We start from the raw sequence: 23,216 nt of genomic DNA, 5'->3' as shown, positions 1-23,216 counted from the left end.
GCGTAATTACGCTTCAACAATCGCCAGAATGTCGCTTTCAGAGATGATCAGCACTTCTTCGTTGTCGATCTTTTCGGTTTTCGCGCCGTAGCCTTCGCTAAAGATCACCAGATCGCCAACTTTAACGTCCAGCGGCTTCACTTCACCATTTTCCAGGATGCGACCATTGCCCACGGCCAGAACTTCGCCACGGGTTGATTTGCCTGCTGCAGAGCCGGTCAGAACGATGCCGCCAGCAGATTTAGCTTCAACTTCTTTACGCTTGACGATAACGCGATCGTGCAACGGACGAATTTTCATTAGATAGCTCTCCTTTGAGAAGTCCAATCATTCAGTTTTTGGGTTGAACGCCGGGCTGCAGGGCTTCCGGCCTCGTGGTGCAAGAGATAGGGTCGGTTAAAATGGCTTTCAAGGGGCAGCAGGACAATTTTTTTACCTGGCGATGACAACTGCCCATTTTTTGCGCGAAAGGCCGTTTTCGCCTCGGCCATAAAAAAAGCGCGACGCTCAGGTCACGCTTCTCTTCTGTCCGCGCTTAGCGATCGTGGCGATCGTCATGGCCGATGCGATCGCTGTCCTTGCGTTCATACTCGCCATCCACGGTAAATCCGCTGTCCGGGCCGGCGCCTGGCCCGCGCCAGACGCGCAGATGCGGCATCAGCTTCAGGGTCAGATGTTTTTGCACCGGCGGCAGCAGCAGCAGCAGGCCGAGGAAGTCGGTAAAGAAGCCAGGCAGCAGCAGCAGAAAGCCCGCGATGATCAGCGATACGCTTTTAATCATCTCTTCAGCCGGGCTCTCATTACGCGCCAGCTTCTCCTGCATCAGCATAAAGTTTTTCATGCCCTGGTTTTTCACCAGCGACACGCCGATCGCCGAGGTGAAAATCACCAGCAGCATGGTCAGCAATACGCCCAGCGCGTGAGCCACCTGAATAAACAGGGTGATCTCAATCCAGGCGAGCGCAAAAATAATGATTAACGGTAACCAGCGCACCGTATTCTCCTTTTAGTCGGGCTGCTCTGCGTCAGGCAGGCAGCGGAAAACGCCCTATTAGACGGCATAGCCATGAGATGGGCCTGCCGCGACGCTAATTCAACCGCTGTTTTCAAATATTTACAGTGAGGTTAAATTTGTGCGCAATCTCACATATCGTGGTTATTGCAGCGATAATTGATACATGGATACGTATCCAGACTCGCGCTTTAGCCCGGCGGCAGCATATGATCGTGCGCGCCGGTGACGAGGCGGATACACTGTCGGCTCCGGCTTTCCACGACAAATCAACACATCACCTGTGATGGATGGCGCCAGCGCAAGCGGCCAATAACAAGAAGGTTATCATGGCGAACAACATTCGTATCGAAGAAGACCTGCTAGGCATGCGTGAAGTCCCCGCCGATGCCTACTACGGCGTTCATACTCTGCGTGCGATTGAAAATTTCCGTATCAGCAACAGTAAAATCAGCGACATCCCCGAATTCGTCCGCGGCATGGTGATGGTGAAAAAAGCCGCCGCGCTCGCCAATAAAGAGCTGCAAACCATTCCGCGCAATATCGCCAATACCATTATTCAGGCCTGCGACGAGGTGCTGAACAACGGCAAATGCATGGATCAGTTTCCGGTCGACGTCTATCAGGGCGGCGCGGGCACCTCGGTCAACATGAACACCAACGAAGTGCTGGCCAATATCGGGCTGGAGCTGATGGGCCACCAGAAAGGCGAATATCAGTTCCTCAACCCGAACGATCACGTCAATAAGTGCCAGTCTACCAACGACGCCTATCCCACCGGCTTCCGCATTGCGGTCTACAGCTCGATTCTGAAGCTGCTGGACGCGATCAAAGAGCTGGGCGAAGGCTTCGAGCGCAAGGCGGCGGAGTTCGAAACCATTCTCAAGATGGGCCGCACCCAGCTGCAGGACGCGGTGCCAATGACGCTCGGCCAGGAGTTCCACGCTTTCCACGTGCTGCTGAACGAAGAGACGCGCAGCATCCTGCGCACCGCCGAACTGCTGCTGGAGGTGAACCTGGGCGCCACGGCGATCGGCACGCGCCTTAACACGCCGGACGGCTATCAGCAGCTGGCGGTTCAGCGTCTCGCCGAGGTGAGCAACCTGCCGGTGGTGCCGGCGGAAGATCTGATCGAAGCGACCTCCGACTGCGGCGCCTACGTGATGGTGCACTCGTCGCTGAAGCGCCTGGCGGTGAAGCTGTCGAAAATCTGCAACGACCTGCGCCTGCTCTCTTCCGGCCCGCGCGCGGGCCTCAACGAGATCAATCTGCCGGAACTGCAGGCGGGCTCCTCGATTATGCCCGCCAAGGTCAATCCGGTGGTGCCGGAAGTGGTGAACCAGGTTTGCTTCAAGGTGATCGGTAACGACACTACCTTAACCATGGCGGCGGAGGCGGGTCAGCTGCAGCTCAACGTGATGGAGCCAGTGATCGGCCAGGCGCTGTTCGAGTCGATCAGCATCCTGACCAACGCCTGCTACAACCTGCTGGAAAAATGCGTTAACGGCATCACCGCCAACAAAGCGGTGTGCGAAGCTTACGTTTTCAACTCTATCGGCATCGTGACCTATCTCAACCCGTACATTGGCCATCACAACGGCGATATCGTCGGCAAGATTTGCGCGGAGACCGGCAAAAGCGTGCGCGAAGTGGTGCTGGAGCGCGGCCTGCTGACTGAAAGCGAGCTGGACGACATCTTCTCGGTGCAGAACCTGATGTATCCAGTCTACAAGGCGCGTCGCTACACTGACGAAAACGAACAGTAGGTCAATTTTCACAATGATAAAAAAGGCGCGCCGCGATCAACACGGCGCGCCTTTTTATTTGGTACATAACCGGCTCTTTTTCTCACTCTCAAGAGGTGACGAATGATCGTCGTTGAATTAGCGATCGTCCTGCTGGCGATCTGGTTGGGCGCGCGTCTGGGCGGTATCGGTATCGGATTCGCGGGCGGGCTGGGCGTGCTGGCGCTGACGCTGATCTGCGGGCTGAAGCCCGGCGCCATCCCCTTTGACGTGATTGAAATTATTATGGCGGTGATTGCCGCTATCGCCGCGATGCAGGTCGCGGGCGGCATGGATTATCTGGTCAGCCTGGCGGAACGGCTGCTGCGCCGTCATCCGCGCTACGTCACGCTGCTGGCGCCGCTGGTAACCTATATGATGACGCTGCTGGCGGGCACCGGCCATACCGCCTTCTCGACGCTGCCGGTGATTGCCGAAGTGGCGAAAGAGCAAGGCGTGCGCCCGTCGCGCCCGCTCTCTATCGCCGTGGTCGCCTCGCAGATCGCCATTACCGCCTCGCCGCTCTCCGCCGCGGTGGTTTTCTTCGCTTCGCTGCTGGAGCCGCGCGGCGTCGGCTATATCGCCCTGCTGGCGATCGCCATTCCCTCGACGATGATCGGCCTGTTTCTCGCCGCGCTGGTCACCAACTTCCTCGGCAAAGAGCTGCATGAAGACGAGGTCTATCAGGCGCGCCTCGCCAAAGGCGAAGTAAAGCTACGCGGCGCAAGCCGCTATGAAGAGAAGCCCGGCGCCAGACGGTCGGTACTGCTGTTTCTGGTCGGCATCGTCGCCGTGGTGCTCTATGCTACCGCCATCAGCGACGGCGTCGGTCTGATTGCCGATCCGCCGCTGCCGCGCAACGAGGCGATTGTGGTGTTTATGCTGACCATCGCCACGCTGATCTCGCTGAGCTGCAAAATCGACACCAGCGCCATCCTCAGCGCCAGCACCTTTAAGTCGGGCATGAGCGCCTGCGTCTGCGTGATGGGCGTCGCCTGGCTCGGCGATACCTTCGTCAAAGCGCATATCGGCGAGATCCAGCAGCTGGCGGGCGACTTGCTGCAGCAGGCACCCTGGCTGCTGGCGGTGGCGCTCTTTTTCGCCTCGATGCTGCTCTATTCACAGGCGGCCACCGCCAAGGCGCTCATGCCCGCCGCGCTGCTGCTGGGCGTGTCGCCGCATACCGCTATCGCCTCCTTCGCCGCCGTTTCCGCGCTGTTCGTGCTGCCGACCTATCCGACGCTGCTGGCGGCAGTGGAAATGGACGATACCGGCTCGACGCGCATCGGCAAATATGTCTTTAACCACGCCTTTATCGTGCCTGGCGTGCTGGCGATCGCGCTGTCGGTGCTGTTCGGCTTTTTGATCGGCGGCCTGGTGCTGTAGGGCTGTTACAACCGGTAAAGCCTGAGGCGCGGCGAGCGTGCTATCATCCTTGCTTTCCGCAACAGGAGCCACGCGATGAACGCCGTTGTGATTCTTTGTACCGCGCCGGATGAAGCCTGCGCGCGCAGGCTTGCCGCCCTGGCGCTGGAGGCGAAGCTCGCCGCCTGCGTCACGCTGCTGCCCGGCGCCACGTCGCTTTACGTCTGGCAGGGCACGCTGGAGCAGGCCAGCGAAGTTCAGCTGCTGTTAAAGAGCAGTACGACGCACCAGCAGGCGCTGATGGATCTGCTGAAGCGCGAACATCCCTTTGAGGTGCCCGAACTGCTGGCGCTACCGGTTCAACATGGAGACAGTGAATACTTGTCATGGCTGCACGCATCTCTTGCCTGATCGCCTTTGCGCTGGCGCTGTTTATCACGCTGCCGACGCAGGCGTCGATTTTCTCCCCTAACGCCAGCAGCCGCTTTGTCCCCGTGGACCAGGCGTTTGCTTTCGATTTCAGCCAGCAGGGCCGACAGCTGACGCTCAGCTGGAAGGTCAAAGAGGGCTACTACCTTTACCGCCAGCAGATTCATGTCAGCGCGCAGCAGGCGCAAATCGCGCCGGTGGCGCTGCCGCCAGGGCAGCCGCATGAAGATGAGTTCTATGGCAAAAGCGAAATCTATTCGCAGGATCTTCAGCTGCCGGTGCAGCTGCGCGAGGCCGCCAGCGGTGCCAGCCTCCGCGTAACCTATCAGGGCTGCGCGGCGGCGGGCTTCTGCTATCCGCCCGAGACGCGCACCATTCCGCTCACGCCGGTGGCTGCCGACGCAGCGCCGCCCGCGGGCAGCGTCCAGCCCGCGCCAGCCGCGCCGCTGCCCTTCTCGCCGCTCTGGGCGCTGCTGATCGGCATCGGCGTCGCCTTTACCCCCTGCGTGCTGCCGATGTATCCGCTGATCGCCGGAATTATCCTCGGCGGCCAGCGCAGCGGCTCTCTGCTGCGCCTGTTTAGCCTCGCCTTGATCTACGTGCTGGGCATGGCGCTCACCTATACGCTGCTGGGCGTGGTGGTCGCGGCGGCGGGCCTGCGCTTTCAGGCGGCGCTGCAGCATCCTTATATGCTGATCGGTTTGTCGCTGATCTTCACTCTGCTGGCGCTGTCAATGTTCGGCCTGTTCCAGCTGCAGCTTCCCGCCAGCGTCCAGACGCGACTGACGTTATGGAGCAATCGCCAGCAGGGCGGATCGCTGCCCGGCGTTTTCCTGATGGGCGCGCTGGCAGGGCTAATCTGCTCGCCCTGCACCACCGCGCCGCTCAGCGCTATTCTGCTCTACATCGCCCAGAGCGGTAATCTCTGGGCCGGCGCGGGCACGCTGTGGCTCTACGCCATGGGCATGGGCCTGCCGCTGATTGTGGTCACCCTGTTCGGCAACCGCCTGCTGCCGAAAAGCGGGCCGTGGATGCAGACGGTAAAGCAGGGTTTCGGCTTCGTTATCCTTGCGCTGCCGGTATTTTTGCTGGAGCGCGTGCTGGGCGATTTGTGGGGAGTACGGCTCTGGAGCGCGCTGGGCGTCGCCTGTTTCGCCTGGGCCTTTTGCAGCAGTCTGCGCGGCCAGGGCGGCAAATGGCGTCTGGCGCAGATAGCGATGCTGGCGGCAGCGCTCATCAGCGCGCGCCCCTTGCAGGAATGGGTCTGGGGCGCGCCCGCCGCGTCGCAGACGGCGGCGCAGCTGCCCTTTCAGCGTATCGCCTCCGCGCCGCAGCTGGACGAGGCGCTGCGGCAGGCCAATGGCCGCGTCACTATGGTCGATCTTTACGCCGACTGGTGCGTAGCCTGCAAAGAGTTCGAAAAATATACCTTTAGCGATCCGGGCGTGCGTGAGGCGCTGAGCCGTTACCAGCTGTTGCAGGCTAACGTCACCGCGAATAACGCCACGGATAACGCCCTGTTGCAGCATCTTCAGGTGCTCGGCCTGCCGACCATTCTGTTTTTCGATGCGCAGGGCCGCGAGATCCCCGGCTCGCGCGTGACGGGCTTCCTTAACACAGAGGATTTCCGCACGCATTTGCAGAATCGGGCGCGTTGAACGACACTGGAGTCCCCCGCCTCAGGCGGACTCGTACAGAGAGGAGACGTCATTTGCAGCGTGAACAGGTACTCGAGCATGCGTTGAATGTGCTCGAAAAAAATGGACTGGCGGCGACGACGTCATTACTACCGCAGCTGGCTGCCCACTGCGACATGACGCTGACGCAGCTGGAAGCGCTCTGGCCCGACAGCGACGCCATGCTTTACGATGCGCTGCGCTATCACGGGCAGCAGATCGACAGCTGGCGGCGTCAGGTTTTGCTCAGCGAGCAGCTCGACGGCGAGCAGAAGCTGCTGGCGCGCTATCATGTGCTGAGCGAACAGGTGCAGAAAGGCCGCTTCCCCGGCTGCCTGTTTATCGCCGCCTGCAGCTTTTATCCGCAGCCGGAGCAGCCGGTGCATCAGATTGCCGAACAGCAGAAACAGGCTTCCTGGCACTTCACGCACAGCATTCTGGTGGAACTGGGGCTGGATAATCCGACGATGGTGGCGGACCAGCTTGAGCTGATCCTGGAAGGCTGCCTCAGCAAGCTGCTGGTGAAGCGGAACGTGCAGGACGTGGCGACAGCCAAACGTCTGGCGGAAGATGTGCTGCGCATCGCGCTGTGCCGCGCTAACGGCGCGCTGGCCTAGGGTTTTGCCGCTTCTGCCTGAAAAGCAGGCAATCAGTCACGTTTTCCCGCTTTTTTACCGGAAAGGCGTTGACGCGAAGCGGCCATTACGGTTTAATGCGCCCCGTTGCCCGAATAGCTCAGTCGGTAGAGCAGGGGATTGAAAATCCCCGTGTCCCTGGTTCGATTCCGGGTTCGGGCACCAAAATTAAAGAACCCAGCCTATGGCTGGGTTTTTGCTTTTGTGCGGAACCCGTCATCGAACCGGTTCGATGACCTCGCCGCGTCCTGCGGCTCGCCCTGCGGGTTTGCCGCGCAGGCGCGACAAAGCAAAAATGCTCCCGGCATTTTTGTCCGGGTTCGGGCACCAAAATTAAAGAACCCAGCCTATGGCTGGGTTTTTGCTTTTGTGCGGAACCCATCATCGAACCGGTTCGATGACCTCGCCGCGTCCTGCGGCTCGCCCTGCGGGTTTGCCGCGCAGGCGCGACAAAGCAAAAATGCTCCCGGCATTTTTGTCCGGGTTCGGGCACCACAAATTAAAGAACCCAGCCTATGGCTGGGTTTTTGCTTTTGTGCAATTTATGACTGACTCCGCACGCATCCAGTCGCACAGGTTGCCCAGCATCTGCATACAGCGCTCAAGCTGCTCGACGGCGACGAACTCGTCCGCCTTATGCCCCTGCGCCATACTCCCCGGCCCGCACACCAGCGTCGCAATGCCAATCTCGTCGAACAGGCCGCCTTCCGTGCCAAACGCGACGGTGGAAAATTTTTCGCTGCCGCTCCACTGCGCCAGCCAGCGGGCGAAGTCGCCCTGCGGATCGGTCAGCAGGCCGGGATAGGCACCCAGCGGCTGAAGCGCGATCTCGCTCTCCGGCGCCCGTTCCCGCATCGTGGGCAGCAGCTGGTCGCGCGCGAAGGCCGCGATATTCTCCAGCACGCCGTCGACATCGGCTGCTGGCAGCGTACGCAGCTCAAAATCGAACTGGCAATCCTGCGGCACGATATTGAGCGCCGCGCCGCCCTGAATGGTGCCGACCTGCAGCGTGCTGAACGGCGGATCGAAGCGCGCGTCCTGCGTCTGCCGCAGCGACTCGCCGACGCGAACGATATGTCCAATCAGCTGCGCTGCCTGTTCGATAGCGTTGACGCCCTGCGGCGCATAGGCGGAATGGCAGGCGCGGCCGCGCACCTGACAGCGCATCGCCACTTTGCCCTTATGGCCGTAAACCGGCTGCATTGCCGTGGGTTCGCCGATAATGCAGAGCGCGGGCTTTTCAGGGGATGCCTTGAGATGCGCCACCAGCGAGCGCACGCCCAGGCAGCCGACCTCCTCATCGTAAGAGAAAGCCAGATGCAGCGGCATCCGCAGCGGCTGTGCTAAAAAGCGATCCAGCGACGCCAGCACGCAGGCGATAAACCCTTTCATGTCGGCGCTGCCCCGGCCATAGCAGCGCCCGTCGCGCTCGGTCAACGCAAAAGGCGGCACCGTCCAGCGCTGTCCGTCGACCGGCACCACGTCGGTGTGGCCCGACAGCATCACGCCGCCGTCTCCCGCCGGCCCCAGCCGCGCGTAGAGGTTGGCTTTCGCGCCGCTCTCGTCATAAAACAGCTCAGCCGCAACGCCGCGCTGCGCAAGGACGTCGCGGATAAAACTAATCAGCGCCAGGTTCGATTCGCGGCTGGTGGTATCGAACGCGAGCAGCGCGGACAGCGTGTCGCGCAGCGCGTTATTCATCGCCCGGCACGCCGTAGCTCGGCGCGTCGCGCGGATCAAGCGCGCGCGTCACGTAGGCCTCCATTTGCGGTTCGTAGGCGAGCCACAGGCGCGACAGCTCGCCGACCGGATCGTCGTCGACCCAGTCCACGCGCAGATCCACCAGCGGCCAGGTATAGTCGTCCACGACTTTCACGGCGGCGGAATGCACCGGTCCCGCCTCGCCGCCGCGCGCGATGCCCGCCTGAAGCGCCGCGATCAGTCGGCTGGCCAGCTCGCCGGAAGAGGCTGCAAATGCCGCGACCATCGCGTCGATCACCGCGCCGTCCGCCAGCATATTGCCCGCCGCCACGCAGTTTTCGCCCTGCGCCACCTTCCAGACGCCCAGGGTTTCGCTGCCGCTGAAGTGCGCCACGTCGCCGGCGGAATCGATCACCGTCACCTGGCGATAGTCGCTGAAGCGATCCTCCGCCAGCGCCAGCTTCAGCGCCTGCTGCGCCGATACCCCTGCTTCCAGCTGCGCCAGGATCTGCTGACCGAGCGCGGGCAGCGTAATGTTCTGGCTGGAGACCGCGCCCGTGCCCGCCTGTAGCCAGGGGCAGCGCGCGCCGACCGCGATGCTGGAAGAGCTGATGGCGATGCCCAGCTGTCCGCTCTCCGGACAGCGCGCGCTAATAGAGAGCGTCATAGCGCCTCCTTGCCGTGCCAGTCGTCAGGGATCACGGCGATAACGTCGATCTCCATCAGCCACTGCGGCTGCGCCAGCGCCGACACCACCAGCCCGGTCGAGATCGGAAAAACGCCCTTCAACCATTTGCCCACTTCCAGATAGACCGGCTCACGGTAGCGCGGATCGGTGATATAGGTGGTGGTTTTCACGATATGCGACAGGTCGCTGCCCGCCTCTTCCAGCAGCTGCTTCACGTTCTTCATCGCCTGCTCTGCCTGCAGGCCCGGCTCGCCCAGCCCCACCAGCCTGCCGTCGAAATCGGTGCCGACCTGGCCGCGCACATAAACGGTGTTGCCTGCACGCACGGCCTGGCAGAGATCGTTGTCGAGCGCCTGATTGGGATAGGTCTCTTTGGTGTTGAACATGCGAATACGGGTATGGGTTGGCATCATTGCTCTCCTGCTGGGTTAAAAGGGCGACGCGGTCTGGTAGTGCTGATACTGGCGCTGAATCGCGATCTGGTCGGCGATATATTTCGCGTCGTGCCATACGCCCCAGATAAAGGTAGAGCCGCGACGGGAAAGCCAGGGCAGTCCGAGAAAGTAGACGCCCGGCTCGCTGGAAACGCCGCGGTGGTGCTGCGGTTTGCCTTTCGCATCAAAGGCGTCAACCTTCAGCCAGCTGTAATCCGCCACGTAGCCTGTCGCCCAGATAATGCTGCTAATGCCAGCGCTGGCGAGGTTCAGCTCGCTGAGCGGATGCGCGACACAGTCGGGATCGGGCAGAAAGCGCCGCGCCTCCGGCTCTTCTGGCAGATCGAGGCCGTTACGAGCGATATAGGCATCCGCCGCATCGAGCAGCGCCAGATAGCTGGCGTCGCCGCGCGCGATGTTATGTGCCAGATCGGGCTGAAACCGCACCGTTTCGCCGTCGAACGTCTCGGTCATGCCGACCAGATTGACGCCCTGGTTCGCCAGCGCGCGGAAATCCACGGTATGGCCGCCGCGCGCTCCGCTCACCGCGATGGTGACGTGCTCTTTGCCCGGCTGGCTTGCCGCCGCATCCCACATGCCGAGCACGCCCAGCCACCAGCAGAAGTCGCGGTTGCGATAGGCGCGCGGCGGACGATCGTGCGGACCGACCGAGAGATAGACCCTTTTTCCAGCGCGCTGCAGCTCATCAGCGATCTGCACGCCGGAGGATCCGGCGCCGATCACCAGCACGCCGCCCTCCGGCAGCTGCTGCGGGTTGTGATAGTCGGCGGAGTGGATCTGCGTCAGGCGCTCGCTGCGCGGCGCGATCGCCGGGATCACCGGCTTCTGGAAAGGGCCGGTGGCCGCCACGATGCGCTGCGCCTCAATCACTCCGTCCGAGGTGTGCACGGTGAATCCCGCGCGCCCGCTGTGACGCTCTACGCGCAGCACCTCCACGCCGGTGCGGATCGGCGCATGGAACTTCTCCGCGTAGGCGACGAAGTAGTCCGCCACCTTCTCTTTGGCGACAAAGCTGTCGGGCGCGCACTCCGGAAACGCCATGCCGGGAAAGCGGTCGTGCCAGGCGGGGCCGTTCGCCACCAGCGAATCCCAGCGCCCGCTGCGCCAGGCTTCGGCGATGCGGTTTTTCTCCAGCACCAGGTGCGGAACGTCGAGGCGGCTCAGGTGTTCGCTCATCGCGACGCCCGCCTGCCCGGCGCCAATCACCAGGGTATCTATTTCTGTTTTCATCTCTGTCATGTCCGCGTCCTTCAACCAGCCACCGGCCGATATATTCACCATGGGGAAGGTTTCCAAGACTATTTGAGCCGACAGAGCGGGTAAAATATTATAAAGCTAACGCCTGCATAGGAATTTATTAGGCTGCGCGACAGACGCGCCTGAAATGCGTTATTGAAGTGACGGCGCAGGGAAAAGTTCAGCGCGGCGACAATACTCCATAAACAATTGCGCCGGTCTTGTCGGCTCATTATTTTGCAGATAAGCCATGATCAGCATCGAATCCGCCATCTCATCTTCAATCTCAAGATGAATTAATTGCTGTCCGTCGTAGGTAATATCGGAGCAGGGACGCGTCACCAGCACGGAAAAGCCTAATCCCTGGCCCACCATACAGCGCACCATTTCAATTGAGGGCGAACTGTAGGCGACCTCAGGATGGTAGCCCTTCTCTTTAAAGATGCGGATAAAGTAGTTTTTGCTCGGGATCGCATCCAGCAGAATCATCGGCTCGCGACTCAGCTGCTGTAGCGTCACCGTCGCCTGACGCGCCAGCGGATGCGCGGCGGGCAGCAGCGCATAGGGCCGGTGCGGCGCGTTCAGCGGCTCTTTTTTGATCGAGTGGTCGAGGTCGAGATCGTAGAGAAACGCCAGGTCGAAACGCCCACGATGCAGCCCGTGCATCAGCTCGTGCTGCTCGCCGTCATAGAGTTCGATGGTGATATCGGGATAGATTTTTTTAAAACCGGCGATAAGTTTCGGCAGATAGAGCGGCGCGGCAGACTCAAAGCAGCCGACGGCGATGGTGCCGGAAACCAGCTGATGCTCGGCGCGCGAGTTCTGCTCAAACTCATAGGAGAGCCGCAGCAGATCGCGCGCCTTCTCGTAAAAGCGGCGGCCGCCCGGCGTCAGGGAAACGCCCTGCGCGTGGTGGCGGATAAACAGCTGCTGGTCAAAGGTATCTTCCAGATTTTTAATGGCGATGGAGATAGAGGGCTGCGCGATATGCAGCTGGCGTGACGCTTCGGCGATGCTCTCTGTTTCGACCACCGTGACGAAATACTTAAGCTGTTTCAGCGTGAATCGCATCATAAAAACCTTACTTATCTCTTTTAGCGCGCTCGACTGGCGCGCTTTTTTACAGGTCATCTGTTGCTGCAAGGGCCATGCCACTCCTGCGCCCTGTTAACGCGCAGCCTGTCGCCGTACGGCGCTGTTGGCAACATTCGCTTTGTTGCTGATAGATCAACGGCTGAATAAATTTAATTTGTCAGCGAAAAGGTTTTATTTTTTACGCTGCATCATTTTGGCACAGGGCTGCTCTTTAAAAGAGCAAATGCGCGGCAAGATAAATGGCGCCGACCTGAAACGGCCTCTCTTTTTAAATTAATCAGCGCCGCGCACCATTCGCCCGTTTTTTTTGGCTGGATAGTTTTTTTAAAGTCTGAAGGCAACATTTTACTAATTGCCTCAAATTAGCCGCTGCCGCCATAGTGTAAATAAATCGACAGCGGCGAATTCCTCTTTTTGAAATTCGCGTTTATTTAAGCGAGTGAAATGCCTCATGACTTTTAACTGGAACTATATGTTCAGCCTGTTCAGCGACGCCGAATTCTGGCTGGCGACCTGGACCGTCATTAAACTGAGCTTGCTCACCTGGGGCATCAGTATCGTAGTAGGGTTTGTACTCGCGCTGGCGAAGCAGTCGAACCGCCTGCTGTTCAACCTGCCGGCGCGCGGCTATATCTGGCTGTTCCGCAGCCTGCCGCTGCTGGTGCTGCTGATTTTCGTTTATAACCTGCCGCAGGCCGCGCCGGGAACCTCCGCGCTGCTGAGCGATCCCTTCTGGGCGGGCCTGATCGCCATGGTGCTCAGCGAAAGCGCCTATATCGCCGAAATTCACCGCGGCGGGCTGCTCTCGATCCCGAAAGGCCAGAGCGAAGCCGCCCGCGCGCTGGGCCTGCGCTTCGCCGGCATTCAGTGGCGCATTATTATTCCGCAGGCGGTGCGCGTCGCCCTGCCCGCTCTGGCGAACGAATATATCGCCATCGTTAAGCTCAGCTCGCTGGTGTCGGTGATCTCTCTTACCGAGATCCTGATGGTCGGCCAGCGCCTCTATTCGCAGAACTTCCTGGTGATGGAAACCATGGCGGCAGTCGCCTGCTACTACGTGCTGATCGTGACGGTGTTCGACTTCCTGCTCAAACAGCTGGAGCGCCACCTCGACGTTACCCAGCGCCGTCCGGCCGGCAAGGTAGATGACCAGCTTTTCGCGCTGGCGCAGCGCGCCGCCACGCCGCTCGCACGTCCGGCGGCGCAGACCAGCGGTCCGGCGCTGCAGGCGTCTCGGCTGCACAAAGCCTATAACAACGTGGAAGTGCTGGGCGCGGTCAGCCTGCAAATCCAGCCTGGCGAGGTGGTGTCGGTGATTGGCCCGTCCGGCTCCGGCAAAACCACGCTGATCCGCCTGCTCAACGGGCTGGAGCAGATCGACAACGGTGAAATCCGCATCAACGGCCAGCCTTTTATTCACCTTAGCCAGCAGGGCGAACAGAAGCCGCGCTTTATCGAGCACGCCGAACACCGCCTCAACATCGGCATGGTGTTCCAGAGCTTTAACCTGTTTCCTCACCTCAGCGTGCTGGACAACCTGATGCTGGCGCCGCGCTACCACCGGCTGGCGCCGCGCGACGCGCTGAAGCAGCAGGCCTGCGAGCTGCTGCACAAGGTCGGGATGCTGGAACACGCGTGGAAATATCCGCATCAGCTCTCCGGCGGCCAGCAGCAGCGCGTCGCCATCGCCCGCGCCCTGATGATGCGTCCGCAGATCATGCTGTTTGACGAGCCGACTTCGGCGCTCGATCCGGAAAAGGTCAACGAAGTGCTGCAGGTGATCGAAACCCTGGCGCATGAGGGCATCACCATGGTGATCGTTACCCATGAGATGAACTTCGCCTTTAAGGTCTCCGACCGCATCGTATTTATGGAAAAAGGCCGCGTCGTGTGCGACGACGCGCCGCAGGCTATGCGCAGCGGGCAGCATCCGCGCGTCGAAGCCTTTTTGAAAGATGTTTCTCTGGCTTAACCCATGTAACCAGCACGAGGGAAAATCATGATCGAACAGTGGCAGATAGACCAGTATCACCAGCAGGGTTTTCTGGTGGTGGAAAACGTATTAAGCGCCGAGGAGATCGCCGCGCTGCAGCACGATTTTGACGGCTGGGTGGAAGAGAGCCGCAGCCAGCAGGCGGCGTACGGCGACACGCTGGACGGCCGCGCGCGCTTCGATCTGGAAGGCGATCACCGCGCCGACCATCCGTCGCTGCGCCGGGTCAGCTCGCCGACCGAAATCTCCGCCGCCTATCGCCGCGCCGCGCTGCAGTCGCGCATGGCGCAGATTGCCGGTCAGCTCACCGGCGGCCAGGGCGCGCGCTTCCACCACAGCAAGATCAACTCCAAACTGCCGCACACCGCCACCAAAGTTGAGTGGCATCAGGATTTTCTCTTCACGCCGCACAGCAACGACGACATCGTCACCGCGCTGCTGATGGTCAGCGAAGTGACGCCGGAAAACGGCCCGCTGAACGTGGTGCCGGGCAGCCATAAAGGCCCGCTCTACTCCCACTGGCAAAATGGCCGCTTTACCGGCGCGGTGGATAAAACGGTGGTCGAGGCGCAGTGCGGCCAGCCTGCCGCCTGTTTCGGCCCGCCAGGCTCGGTCTGTTTTATGCACACGCGCCTGCTGCACGCCTCCAGTCCGAACGAAACCGAGCTGCCGCGCACGCTGTTTATCGCCGTCTATGCGGCGGAAGATGCCCTGCCCTTCGGCGAGAACCCGCTGCCGAGCCTGGACGCCGGCGCGCTGGTGTTCGGCGCAGAGAGCGGCACCATCCGCAGCACCGCCAACCAGTTCCGTTTGCCGCAGAAGCCGAGCGGCGCATCCTTCTTTGTTCAGCAGGCCGGAAACGATCTTGCCCGCGCGTAATCGCCACCACGGAGGCTCTATGAAATCTGTTGCCCTGACTTTTTTGGCCGCCAGCGTCGCGCTGGGGTCGTTTAGCGCCTCGGCGTTCCAGCAGCCGGGAAAAATTATCGCCGGTTCCGACATGACCTTTTTTCCCTATGAATATATTGAGAACAACAAACCGACCGGCTTCGATATCGAGTTTCTCGACGGGCTGGCGAAGGTGATGGGCCGCCAGGCGGTTAATCTCGACACCCGCTTTCCCAACCTGATCACCGGCCTGCAGGGCAACCGTTTCGATATCACCAACTCTTCGATGTACATCACCGCGGAGCGGCTGAAGGTGATCGATATGATCCCCTATCTCAAAAGCGGCGAGGCGATCCTGTCGCTGAAAGGCGCCGCTTTTCAGCCGAAAACGCCGGAAGAATTTTGCGGCCATAAAATCGGTTCGATGGGCGCCACCTCCTGGCTGCAGCAGCTGCATAAACTCTCCGCCGACTACTGCGTGAAAAACGGCAAGCCGCCGATCGCCATCAGCGAGTACACCACCGATCCGCAAACCACCCAGGCGATGCTGTCGCACGCGGTGGAGGCGCAGATTACCGACGCCGCCGTGGCGCGCGGCGTGGTGCAGAAGCTGGGTAACCGCGTGCAGATCTCCTCGGAAACGCTGATCTATCCGGTGCTGAACGGCTTCGGCGTGAAGAAAGGCAACGATGAGGTGAAGCAGGCGCTGATCGATGGGCTGGAGAAATACAGCAAGACGCCGGAATACGCCGCGCTGCTGAAGAAGTATAACTTTGAGGCGCCCAGCGCAGAGGATATCAAGACGCTGATGCCGCAGCCGTGATCCCGTTGCGGGCGTCAGATATTCGTCGCCCGCGCTCCTTTTTCTACCCTCTGTCAGGAGAGATTTATGGCGCTCTCGTTTGAAGAACAGACCCGCATCGATCTGGCCGCCACCTTTCGCATCATTGCCCACCTGGGCATGCACGAGGCGGTAGCCAACCACTTTAGCGCGGCCGTCTCCTCGGATGGTCGACAGTTTCTGCTGAATCCGAAGTGGAAACACTTTTCCCGCATTCGCGCCAGCGATCTGCTGCTGCTCGACGCGGACGATGCCGCCTGTGCGCAGCGCGACGACGTGGACGCCACCGCCTGGTCGATACACGGCCAGATCCACCAGCGTCTGCCGGAGGTGCGCGTGGTGCTGCATCTGCACCCGATCTACACCACCAGCGTCGCCTGTCTGGCCGAGCCGCATATCCCGCCGGTCGATCAGAACACCGCGCGCTACTTTAACCGCGTGGCGATCGATACCCTTTACGGCGGCATGGCAGACACGGCAGAGGAAGGCGCGCGGCTGGCGAGCCTGCTGGCGGGCAAAAGCCGCCTGCTGATGGGCAACCACGGCGTCATGGTCACCGGCACAGATATCGGCGAAGCCTTCGACGATATCTGGACGCTGGAACGCGCCTGCCAGATCCTGGTCACCGCCTGGTCCACCGGCCAGCCGCTGAAAATTCTCAGCGATGCGGTAGCGGAGAAGACGGCACGCGCCTGGGAAGGCATACCCGACTTCTCGCGCCAGCATTTCGAAGAGATGAAGGCGCTGATGATCGCCGCCGATCCGTCGCTGCTCGATTAGCCTCGCAGGCGGTCGCTAACACTCGACCCAGACCGCGCCCGCCTCCGCCGACTTAACGCACTGTTCCACCCAGCGCACGCCCGCCAGCCCGGCATGGACGTCGGGATACCAGAAGCTTTGCAGGAAGGCGGCGTCGCCGCGATCGCTGGCGGCGAACGCCTGCGCGAAGCGGCGATAGAGATTCGACCAAGCGTCGAACAGCCCTTCGGTATGGCCGCCGCCGATGCGATCCTCTTCCAGCGCGCGCGGCGCCAGGTAAGGCATGCCGCGCTCAAGAATGCGCACCGGTTCGCCCTGCACCTCGTAGCGCAGCTGGTTGGGCTGTTCGTCCCACCACTCCAGACTCGCCTTCGCGCCGACGATACGGATCTTCTGGCCATGCATTGACCCGCAGTTCACCGCCGAGGCCCAGAGCGTGCCGACCGCGCCGTTGCCATACTCCATCATCACAAACGCGTTATCTTCCAGCGGCGCGCGCGTGGCGACAAAGCTCTGGCGCGCGCAGAGCAGCCGTTTGACCTTTAGCTGCGGCGCCATGGTCTCGGCAAGGAACAGCGGATGGGTCGCCAGATCGCCCAGCACATAGCTGGGGCCGACGAAGCGGGGGTCGACGCGCCAGCGCGTGCTGGGATTTTGCAGCTCTACCGCCTCATGGTGAAAGCCGTGGGCGAACTGCATGTTGACGATGCGGATCTCGCCCAGCATTCCCTGCGCAATCATCTCCCGCGCCTGCTGGATCAGCTGATGTCCGGCATAACCGTAGGTTACGCCGATCAGCTTGTTTTTCTCCACGCAGAGCCGTTCCAGCTCGTCCGCCTCCTGGGTGGTAAAGCAGAGCGGCTTTTCACAGACCACGTGCAGCCCGGCGTTGAGCGCCGCACGGCAGATGGCGAAGTGGGTATTATTGGGCGTGGCGACGGAAACCGCTTCGATGCCGTCCTCGCGCGCCGCTTCAGCGGCAAACAGCGTCTCGTAGTCGGGATAGCAGCGTTCGGCCGTGACGCCCAGCGAGGTGCCGAAGGCGCGGCCGCGCTCGGCATCAATATCAAAGGCGCCCGCCAGCAGCTGAAAGTTGCCGTCGCGCAGCGCCGCCGAGCGGTGAATATAGCCGATCTGGCTGGTGCCGCCGCCGCCGACCATGCCCCAGCGCAGGGCGCGATCTACCGCTTTTGTACCGTTAATCATCGTCTTCTCCTTAAAAACCCACGGTTTTGAGATAGGTCAGGCTGGCGCTGACGTCGCGCAGGCTGGTGTCGGCCTGGCGCGGATCGCGCTCCTGTTCCAGCGTGATCCAGCCCTGGTAGCCCTGTTCGGCCAGAAAGGCGCGCACCGCCGGATAGTCGATTGCGCCCTGCCCGATCGGGCACATTACCCCTTCGGCGCAGGCGCTAAAGAAGTCGAGGCCGCGCGCCAGCACATCGCGCCAGACCGCATCGTTAACGTCTTTGAAATGGAGATAGTCGATGCGGCGCCAGTAGTGCCGCAGCGCGGCGATGGGATCCATGCCCGCATAGTAAAGATGCCCCGTATCGAGGCAGAGCCCGGCAATCTCATGCGGAATATCTTGCGCCAGCTGCGCCAGTTCGTCGGCGAACTCGATGCTGCCGCCCGCGTGCGGATGGATCACCGGACGTACACCGTAGTCGCGCCAGGCGATCTCGCTGATTTGCGTGATATGGCGCATCAGGCGCTGCCAGTCAGCCGCCCCGAGGCGCGGCGCGCGTTCAGACTGGCCGGCCAGCCGGGCGCGCTCGGGGTTGCCGAAGTCGATAATCACCAGATAAGGCGCGGGCGCGTTGTCGCCGTGCGTTTTCTCAGCGGTGGGAATGCGGGACAGGTTGCGGCACAGCTTGTGCGTCAGATCGACCATCGCCTGAAAGTTGGCCTCGCTGACCAAATCGTCGAACAGCGTGGCGGCGACGATCGACAGGCCGTGCTGGTTCAGGGCGCGGCTGAGTTCGTCAGGGTCGCTGGGCAGATAACGCCATGGGCCTAGCTCGATGCTGCGGTAGCCTGCCTGCGCCGCTTCGCGCAGCACCGTCTGCCACGGCGGCAGAAAAGGATTGTCGGGATTATCGACGCCCCAGCTACAGGGCGCGTTGGCGATATGGATGGTCACGATAGCTCTCCAGGCATGCACACTTGCCGCGAGTATCGAACATATTTTCCATATTAAACAATCGTGGAAGTTTTATTCTTTGATAGCGATCATAGTTATTCTTATCATAAAAATGATAGAAAATTATCATTAAAATCAGTAATTAGCTGATTTACATATTTTCTCTGGTGATAATCTCGAAAGGCAGAATCACCTGCTCATATCGCGCGTCACGCTCGCTCTGGCGCTCGGTGCAAAGCCGTACCACGGCGGCGGCCATCGTTTCGATGTTATGACGCAGCATCAGGGTAATGCTGCCGTCGATAAGGGCCAGCTCGCCCTCCTGCACCGGCCCGTGACACACCAGCATGACCCTGCGCTGCGCCTGTTCGCGCAGCGCGCGCACCACGCCTTCAATGCCGCCGCACGGCGCATAGATCAGCTGCAAATCGGCATATCCGTCCAGCAGCGCCTGCGCGGCGCGATAGCCGCCTTCGACGCTTTCCCGGGTGTTGAGCGGCTCGAGCACGCGCTGCGTCGCCCCATATTCCCGCATCCCGGAGCGAAAGCTGATTTCGCAGCTCTCCTGGCAGGTAAAGCGATGGTCGCCGAGCAGCACGCCGACGCTGCCGGGCCGACGCAGCAGATGCTGCGCCATCCAGGCGGCGGTGCGCCCCGCCTTCTGATTATCCACGCCGATATAGCCCGCCTGACCGCAGGGCGAAAAGTCGGAGAAGAGCGCGTAGACCCGCACGCCCTGACGCGATACCGCCTGAATGGCATGGCGGATCAGCGGATGATCGAGCGCCACCACGCCAATCACGTCGACGCGCGTCGCCAGCGCGCGCAGCGATAGCGCCGCCTGCTCAACCTCATCGATGCCGTGGGTGACGAAAAGCGGCTCGACGCCGGTGGGATGGTGCGGCATAGCCTGCTCGCGCAGCGCCTCGCTCAGCTGCCGGTAGAGCGAATAGTCGGTGGAAAGCAGCAGGAATCCCATGCGCAGCGTCGCCGTCGGCGGCGCGCCGGGATGCAGCAGCCGGGATTGCGCATGGCGATAGCCTAACCGGCTGGCTGCCGCCAGCACCTTTTGTTCGGTTGCGCCACGCACCGGGGCGCGCTGATTCAGCACGCGATCTACCGTCGCCACGCCGACCCCCGCTTCGCGCGCGATAGCGCTCATGGTGACTTTCGTCATTCTCTGTTGCCTCCTGTGACGGTAACGCCGTTGCCCGGCCGCGAGCCATCTCGCGCTGTCGCTATCCTAACCGCTCAAGCGCGCCTGCCCGACCTTTTGATAAAACAGAACGCGCATAAATTTGATCCTCTTCGCATAACGAAACATTTATTTCTAAATTATTTTTATTCGGAAAAAACATTTGCTAGAAATTTTCCTCAATCCGCCCGCGGGAAGGCTGATGGAATTCCATCAGCAAAAGGTTAGAGAGGGCAGCCTCAGGCTTTCTATAGTGAAAGCCTGACGGAGGCAGCGGCACGCCGCAGCTGGCCATTAACAGACTAATAAGTATGGAGTTGTTATGTTTCTCTCTACCCTACCTGCTCCGCGCCTGCCCGATGCGCACCAGATCCCTGCGCTGCGCTGGGGCATTGTCGGCCCTGGCTGGATCGCCGATCGCTTCGCCAGCGCCTTGTGTCATCACACTCATCAGCAGCTGACCGCAGTTTCATCGCGTAGCGTTGACAAGGCGCAGGCGTTCGCCGACAAATGGTCGATTCCTCATGCGTGCGGCGGCATTGACGCCCTGCTGGCACGTGATGACGTCGACGCAATCTATATCGCTACCCCGCATAACCACCATTTCCCTGACGGCCTGCGCGCGCTGCAGGCGGGGAAACATGTGCTCATCGAAAAGCCGCTGGCGCTCAATGCGCATCAGGGCGAAGCGCTGCAGCAGGCGGCGCAGCGCGCACAGCGGCTCTGTATGGAGGCGATGTGGTGCGACTTTGCGCCGAAATATGACGTTATTCGCCAGCTGCTGGCAGATGGCGCGCTGGGCGACGTACACAGCCTGATCGCCGATCACGGCGAATTTTTTACCCCGGATCACCGCATTTTTAACCCCGATCTCGCCGGCGGGCCGATGCTCGATCTCGGCAGCTATCTGGTCGCTTTCAGCATTCTGGTGGGCGGCGCGCCTGAACGTATCGTCGCGCAGGGCGAACCTGCGCCAGGCGGCGTCAACGGCCAGACCTCGATGCTCTTTACCCATGCGCACGGCATGCAGTCGGTGCTGCACACCACGCTGTTCAGCAATACGCCGGGCACCGCGGTGATCGCGGGACGCGACGCCACGCTCTACCTGGACGGGCAGTTCTATGCGCCGGGCAACTTTCGCCTGGTCTCCAGCGATAAGCGCCGGACGCTGCACTGGGAAGAGCAGGCGAATCGCTATCAGCAGCTCAGCCATGAGATTGACCACTTCGCCTGGTGCGTCGGCCAAAGCCTGACGGACTCGCCGGTGCGCTCGCTGGCGACCTCGCTGCTCACGCTGCGCGCAATGGATGAGACGCGTCGTCAGATCGGCGTGGTATTCAACGAAGAACGCTAACTAAAGCCAGGAGTCGTAAAGATGAAAATCGCTTTTGACGTGGATGTAATCAGAGATATGGGCATTACCCGCATGGTGCATCAGGTGGCCGAATGGGGATATAACTATATCGAGCAGTCGCCTCATCCGCAGATCAACCCGTTCTACAAGCACCCGAAGGCCAGTCGCGAAATTATGCGCGAATATAAAAACGCGCTGAATGCCACCGGCGTGGAGATCTCGTCGTTTATCGTGGTCTATCGCTGGTCCGGTCCGGACGAGCTGCGTCGCCAGGCGGCGGTAAAAAACTGGAAGCGCATGATTGAGATTGCCGTGGAGATGGGCGTGCAGGTGATCAATACCGAGCTATCCGGCAACCCCAACGAGCCGGAGATATGCGAAGAGATGTTCTACCGCTCAATGGAAGAGCTGCTGCCCCTGTTCGAGCGCGAAAATATCCGCGTCGAGATTCAGTCGCATCCGTGGGATTTTTGCGAGAACAGCAACGAAACTGCCGATATGGTGAAGTCGTTCCGCAGCGACAACGTGAAATATGTTTACAGCGTGCCGCACACCTTTTTCTACGACAACGGCAAAGGCGACGTTCGGCCAATGCTGGAGTATGCCGGCGAGGATCTCTCCCATGTGCTGATCGCCGATACCATGAACCACACTAAGCACTGCCGCTATATCGTTAACCCGCCGGGCGTGGACGCCACTATCCACCAGCACGTCGGCGTCGGCGAAGGCGAGGTCGATTTCGACACGCTGTTCCAGACGCTGCGCGAGATGGACTTCGCCAACCGCACTTATAAAGTGGGCGGCGAATCCATTATCGCGTCCGCCCTGTTCGGCTATCCGGAGAAGATGAAGACGCAGGCGGTCGAGACGCGCGAGCTGATCGAGCGCGAGCTGCTGAGCCGATAGAAGACTATGCCAGCCGCTCGACCTGAACGAAGCGTCTGCTGGTCAGCGACTCGCACGCCGCTTCGGCAATCGCCTGCGCCTGCAGACCATCCATCAGGCCAGGCAGATCCGCCACCGTTTCGCCGCCAAGATAGCGCAGGAAGGCGTCCAGCTGAGCGTAGTACGTGTCGCGCACGCGGCTGAACCAGTCCGGGAACAGGCCGGGCTGAGTGATGCCGCTTTGCTGATAGAGCGTCGCGCCGCGCATCGCCTGCGGCTCCGACGCCAGCATGCCTTGCGATCCCACCACGCTGATGCGCTCGTCATAGCCGTATGCGGTACGTCGGGTATTATCGAGCTGCGCCAGCGCGCCGCGCGCCAGCCGCATAATCAGCACCGAGGTGTCGACATCGCCGAAGTCGCGCAGCGCAGGCTGCGCCAGCGCCGCACCCAGCGCGCCGACCGTTTCAACCTCGTCGCCGGTCAGAAAACGCAGCAGGTCGAAAAAGTGAATGGCCTGATCGCGCATCTGTCCGCCCGACGCGCGCAGATAGTCGAGGGGCGGCATCTCAGAGGCGCGACACACCATCTGGATCAACTCCGGCGCGCCGATGACGCCCTGCTGAAGCTGCTGCTTCAGCTGCTGGTGGCTGCGGTCGAAGCGACGGTTAAAGCCGACGGTGATCGGCACCTTCAGCGGCGCAAGACTTTCCACCACCGCGCGCGCCTTCGTCAGCGACAGATCGATGGGCTTTTCGCAGTAGACCGCCTTGCCGGCGTTTGCCGCCTGCGCCAGAAAATCGGCGTGCGTCGGCGTCGAGCTGGCGATCAGCACCATATCGATATCGTCGCGATTCAGCGCCTCGCTGACGCGGCCTGCGCGTGCGCTATACCGCTGCGCCAGCGCCTCGGCGCGCGCCGCGTCGAGGTCGCACACCAGCGCCAGATGCGCGCCTGGATGCGCCGCCAGATTCACGGCGTGCACCTGGCCGATAAAACCGCTGCCGATCAGGGCAACGCGTTGAGTTACAGGGGACATTTGCGATCTCCTCTTCACAGTTCGGGATAGCTGACCTTGTCAAAAT

Annotated in this window: 22 protein-coding genes and 1 tRNA gene; 12 read left to right on the top strand and 11 right to left on the bottom strand. The window is 61.2% G+C overall.

Annotation, left to right across the window (positions count from 1 at the left end; translation table 11 throughout):
• Positions 1-6: 6 nt before the first annotated feature.
• Positions 7-300, bottom strand: a complete 294-nt coding sequence (locus B3229_RS10675) for a co-chaperone GroES (RefSeq protein WP_033749242.1) — start codon at positions 298-300, stop codon at positions 7-9.
• Between the two features lie 235 nt (positions 301-535).
• A complete protein-coding gene (locus B3229_RS10670; RefSeq protein ID WP_033749241.1) occupies positions 536-994 on the bottom strand; it encodes an FxsA family protein in 459 nt (152 codons plus the stop codon).
• A gap of 347 nt (positions 995-1,341) precedes the next feature.
• On the opposite strand from B3229_RS10670, the gene aspA reads away from it, so the two are divergent.
• The 6 genes from aspA to B3229_RS10640 all read left to right on the top strand — a co-directional run bounded on the left by aspA (position 1,342) and on the right by B3229_RS10640 (position 7,066).
• Positions 1,342-2,778, top strand: coding sequence for an aspartate ammonia-lyase (aspA, locus tag B3229_RS10665; protein ID WP_033793295.1), 1,437 nt, complete (start codon positions 1,342-1,344; stop codon positions 2,776-2,778).
• A 102-nt stretch (positions 2,779-2,880) separates the two neighbouring features.
• Complete coding sequence (locus B3229_RS10660) at positions 2,881-4,182, top strand: anaerobic C4-dicarboxylate transporter (protein WP_033749240.1); 1,302 nt, start codon at positions 2,881-2,883, stop codon at positions 4,180-4,182.
• Positions 4,183-4,257: 75 nt separating this feature from the next.
• Positions 4,258-4,572, top strand: a complete 315-nt coding sequence (gene cutA / locus B3229_RS10655) for a divalent cation tolerance protein CutA (RefSeq protein WP_033749239.1) — start codon at positions 4,258-4,260, stop codon at positions 4,570-4,572.
• The gene (locus B3229_RS10650; protein WP_286870643.1) at positions 4,548-6,248 is read left to right on the top strand and encodes a protein-disulfide reductase DsbD; all 1,701 of its coding nucleotides are present in this window, start codon (positions 4,548-4,550) and stop codon (positions 6,246-6,248) included. Before cutA ends, B3229_RS10650 begins: the two co-directional genes overlap by 25 nt.
• Positions 6,249-6,301: 53 nt before the next feature.
• Positions 6,302-6,883, top strand: coding sequence for a division control transcriptional repressor DicD (gene dicD / locus B3229_RS10645; protein WP_048784694.1), 582 nt, complete (start codon positions 6,302-6,304; stop codon positions 6,881-6,883).
• Between the two features lie 107 nt (positions 6,884-6,990).
• A tRNA-Phe gene (locus tag B3229_RS10640) sits at positions 6,991-7,066 on the top strand.
• Between the two features lie 348 nt (positions 7,067-7,414).
• Here B3229_RS10640 and argE read toward each other — a convergent pair.
• From argE to B3229_RS10615, 5 genes are all read right to left on the bottom strand, one after another.
• A complete protein-coding gene (gene argE / locus B3229_RS10635; protein ID WP_286870640.1) occupies positions 7,415-8,602 on the bottom strand; it encodes an acetylornithine deacetylase in 1,188 nt (395 codons plus the stop codon).
• Positions 8,595-9,269: a DUF1028 domain-containing protein gene (locus B3229_RS10630; protein WP_286870638.1), complete on the bottom strand. Its 675-nt coding sequence runs from the start codon at positions 9,267-9,269 to the stop codon at positions 8,595-8,597. The genes argE and B3229_RS10630 overlap by 8 nt, the downstream gene beginning before the upstream one ends.
• Positions 9,266-9,700, bottom strand: coding sequence for a RidA family protein (locus B3229_RS10625; RefSeq protein ID WP_033793294.1), 435 nt, complete (start codon positions 9,698-9,700; stop codon positions 9,266-9,268). The genes B3229_RS10630 and B3229_RS10625 overlap by 4 nt, the downstream gene beginning before the upstream one ends.
• Positions 9,701-9,718: 18 nt before the next feature.
• Positions 9,719-10,984, bottom strand: coding sequence for a flavin-containing monooxygenase (locus B3229_RS10620; protein WP_286870636.1), 1,266 nt, complete (start codon positions 10,982-10,984; stop codon positions 9,719-9,721).
• A gap of 150 nt (positions 10,985-11,134) precedes the next feature.
• Positions 11,135-12,055: a LysR substrate-binding domain-containing protein gene (locus tag B3229_RS10615; RefSeq protein WP_286870634.1), complete on the bottom strand. Its 921-nt coding sequence runs from the start codon at positions 12,053-12,055 to the stop codon at positions 11,135-11,137.
• Between the two features lie 472 nt (positions 12,056-12,527).
• Here B3229_RS10615 and B3229_RS10610 point away from each other — a divergent pair, with 472 nt between their 5' ends.
• The 4 genes from B3229_RS10610 to B3229_RS10595 all read left to right on the top strand — a co-directional run bounded on the left by B3229_RS10610 (position 12,528) and on the right by B3229_RS10595 (position 16,578).
• Positions 12,528-14,048: an amino acid ABC transporter permease/ATP-binding protein gene (locus B3229_RS10610; protein WP_048785967.1), complete on the top strand. Its 1,521-nt coding sequence runs from the start codon at positions 12,528-12,530 to the stop codon at positions 14,046-14,048.
• A 27-nt stretch (positions 14,049-14,075) separates the two neighbouring features.
• Positions 14,076-14,948 carry a phytanoyl-CoA dioxygenase family protein gene (locus B3229_RS10605; RefSeq protein ID WP_286870632.1) on the top strand — a complete coding sequence of 291 codons (873 nt, stop codon included), beginning with the start codon at positions 14,076-14,078 and terminating at the stop codon, positions 14,946-14,948.
• Between the two features lie 19 nt (positions 14,949-14,967).
• A complete protein-coding gene (locus tag B3229_RS10600) occupies positions 14,968-15,780 on the top strand; it encodes an ABC transporter substrate-binding protein (protein WP_286870630.1) in 813 nt (270 codons plus the stop codon).
• 66 nt (positions 15,781-15,846) lie between these two features.
• On the top strand, positions 15,847-16,578 hold the full coding sequence (locus B3229_RS10595) for a class II aldolase and adducin N-terminal domain-containing protein (protein ID WP_286870628.1): 732 nt from the start codon (positions 15,847-15,849) through the stop codon (positions 16,576-16,578).
• A gap of 15 nt (positions 16,579-16,593) precedes the next feature.
• Here B3229_RS10595 and B3229_RS10590 read toward each other — a convergent pair whose 3' ends face one another.
• The 3 genes from B3229_RS10590 to B3229_RS10580 all read right to left on the bottom strand — a co-directional run bounded on the left by B3229_RS10590 (position 16,594) and on the right by B3229_RS10580 (position 19,874).
• Positions 16,594-17,763: a Gfo/Idh/MocA family protein gene (locus B3229_RS10590; protein ID WP_286870626.1), complete on the bottom strand. Its 1,170-nt coding sequence runs from the start codon at positions 17,761-17,763 to the stop codon at positions 16,594-16,596.
• A gap of 10 nt (positions 17,764-17,773) precedes the next feature.
• Complete coding sequence (locus B3229_RS10585; protein WP_286870624.1) at positions 17,774-18,697, bottom strand: TIM barrel protein; 924 nt, start codon at positions 18,695-18,697, stop codon at positions 17,774-17,776.
• Positions 18,698-18,848: 151 nt separating this feature from the next.
• Positions 18,849-19,874 carry a LacI family DNA-binding transcriptional regulator gene (locus B3229_RS10580; protein ID WP_286870622.1) on the bottom strand — a complete coding sequence of 342 codons (1,026 nt, stop codon included), beginning with the start codon at positions 19,872-19,874 and terminating at the stop codon, positions 18,849-18,851.
• Positions 19,875-20,214: 340 nt separating this feature from the next.
• Between B3229_RS10580 and B3229_RS10575 the strand changes: the two genes are divergently transcribed.
• Together B3229_RS10575 and B3229_RS10570 are read left to right on the top strand one after the other, a co-directional pair.
• Positions 20,215-21,246 carry a Gfo/Idh/MocA family protein gene (locus B3229_RS10575; protein ID WP_286870620.1) on the top strand — a complete coding sequence of 344 codons (1,032 nt, stop codon included), beginning with the start codon at positions 20,215-20,217 and terminating at the stop codon, positions 21,244-21,246.
• 21 nt (positions 21,247-21,267) lie between these two features.
• Positions 21,268-22,152, top strand: a complete 885-nt coding sequence (locus B3229_RS10570; protein ID WP_033793251.1) for a sugar phosphate isomerase/epimerase family protein — start codon at positions 21,268-21,270, stop codon at positions 22,150-22,152.
• 4 nt (positions 22,153-22,156) lie between these two features.
• Here the strand turns inward: B3229_RS10570 and B3229_RS10565 are convergent, their stop codons facing one another.
• Positions 22,157-23,170 carry a Gfo/Idh/MocA family protein gene (locus B3229_RS10565; RefSeq protein WP_286870617.1) on the bottom strand — a complete coding sequence of 338 codons (1,014 nt, stop codon included), beginning with the start codon at positions 23,168-23,170 and terminating at the stop codon, positions 22,157-22,159.
• Positions 23,171-23,216 lie beyond the last annotated feature (46 nt).

It is taken from the genome of Pantoea sp. UBA5035 (assembly GCF_002415245.1).
Lineage (GTDB): Bacteria > Pseudomonadota > Gammaproteobacteria > Enterobacterales > Enterobacteriaceae > Pantoea > Pantoea septica.
Note: the sequence above shows the minus strand (reverse complement) of the source record. Positions and strands in the feature narration are given on the sequence as shown.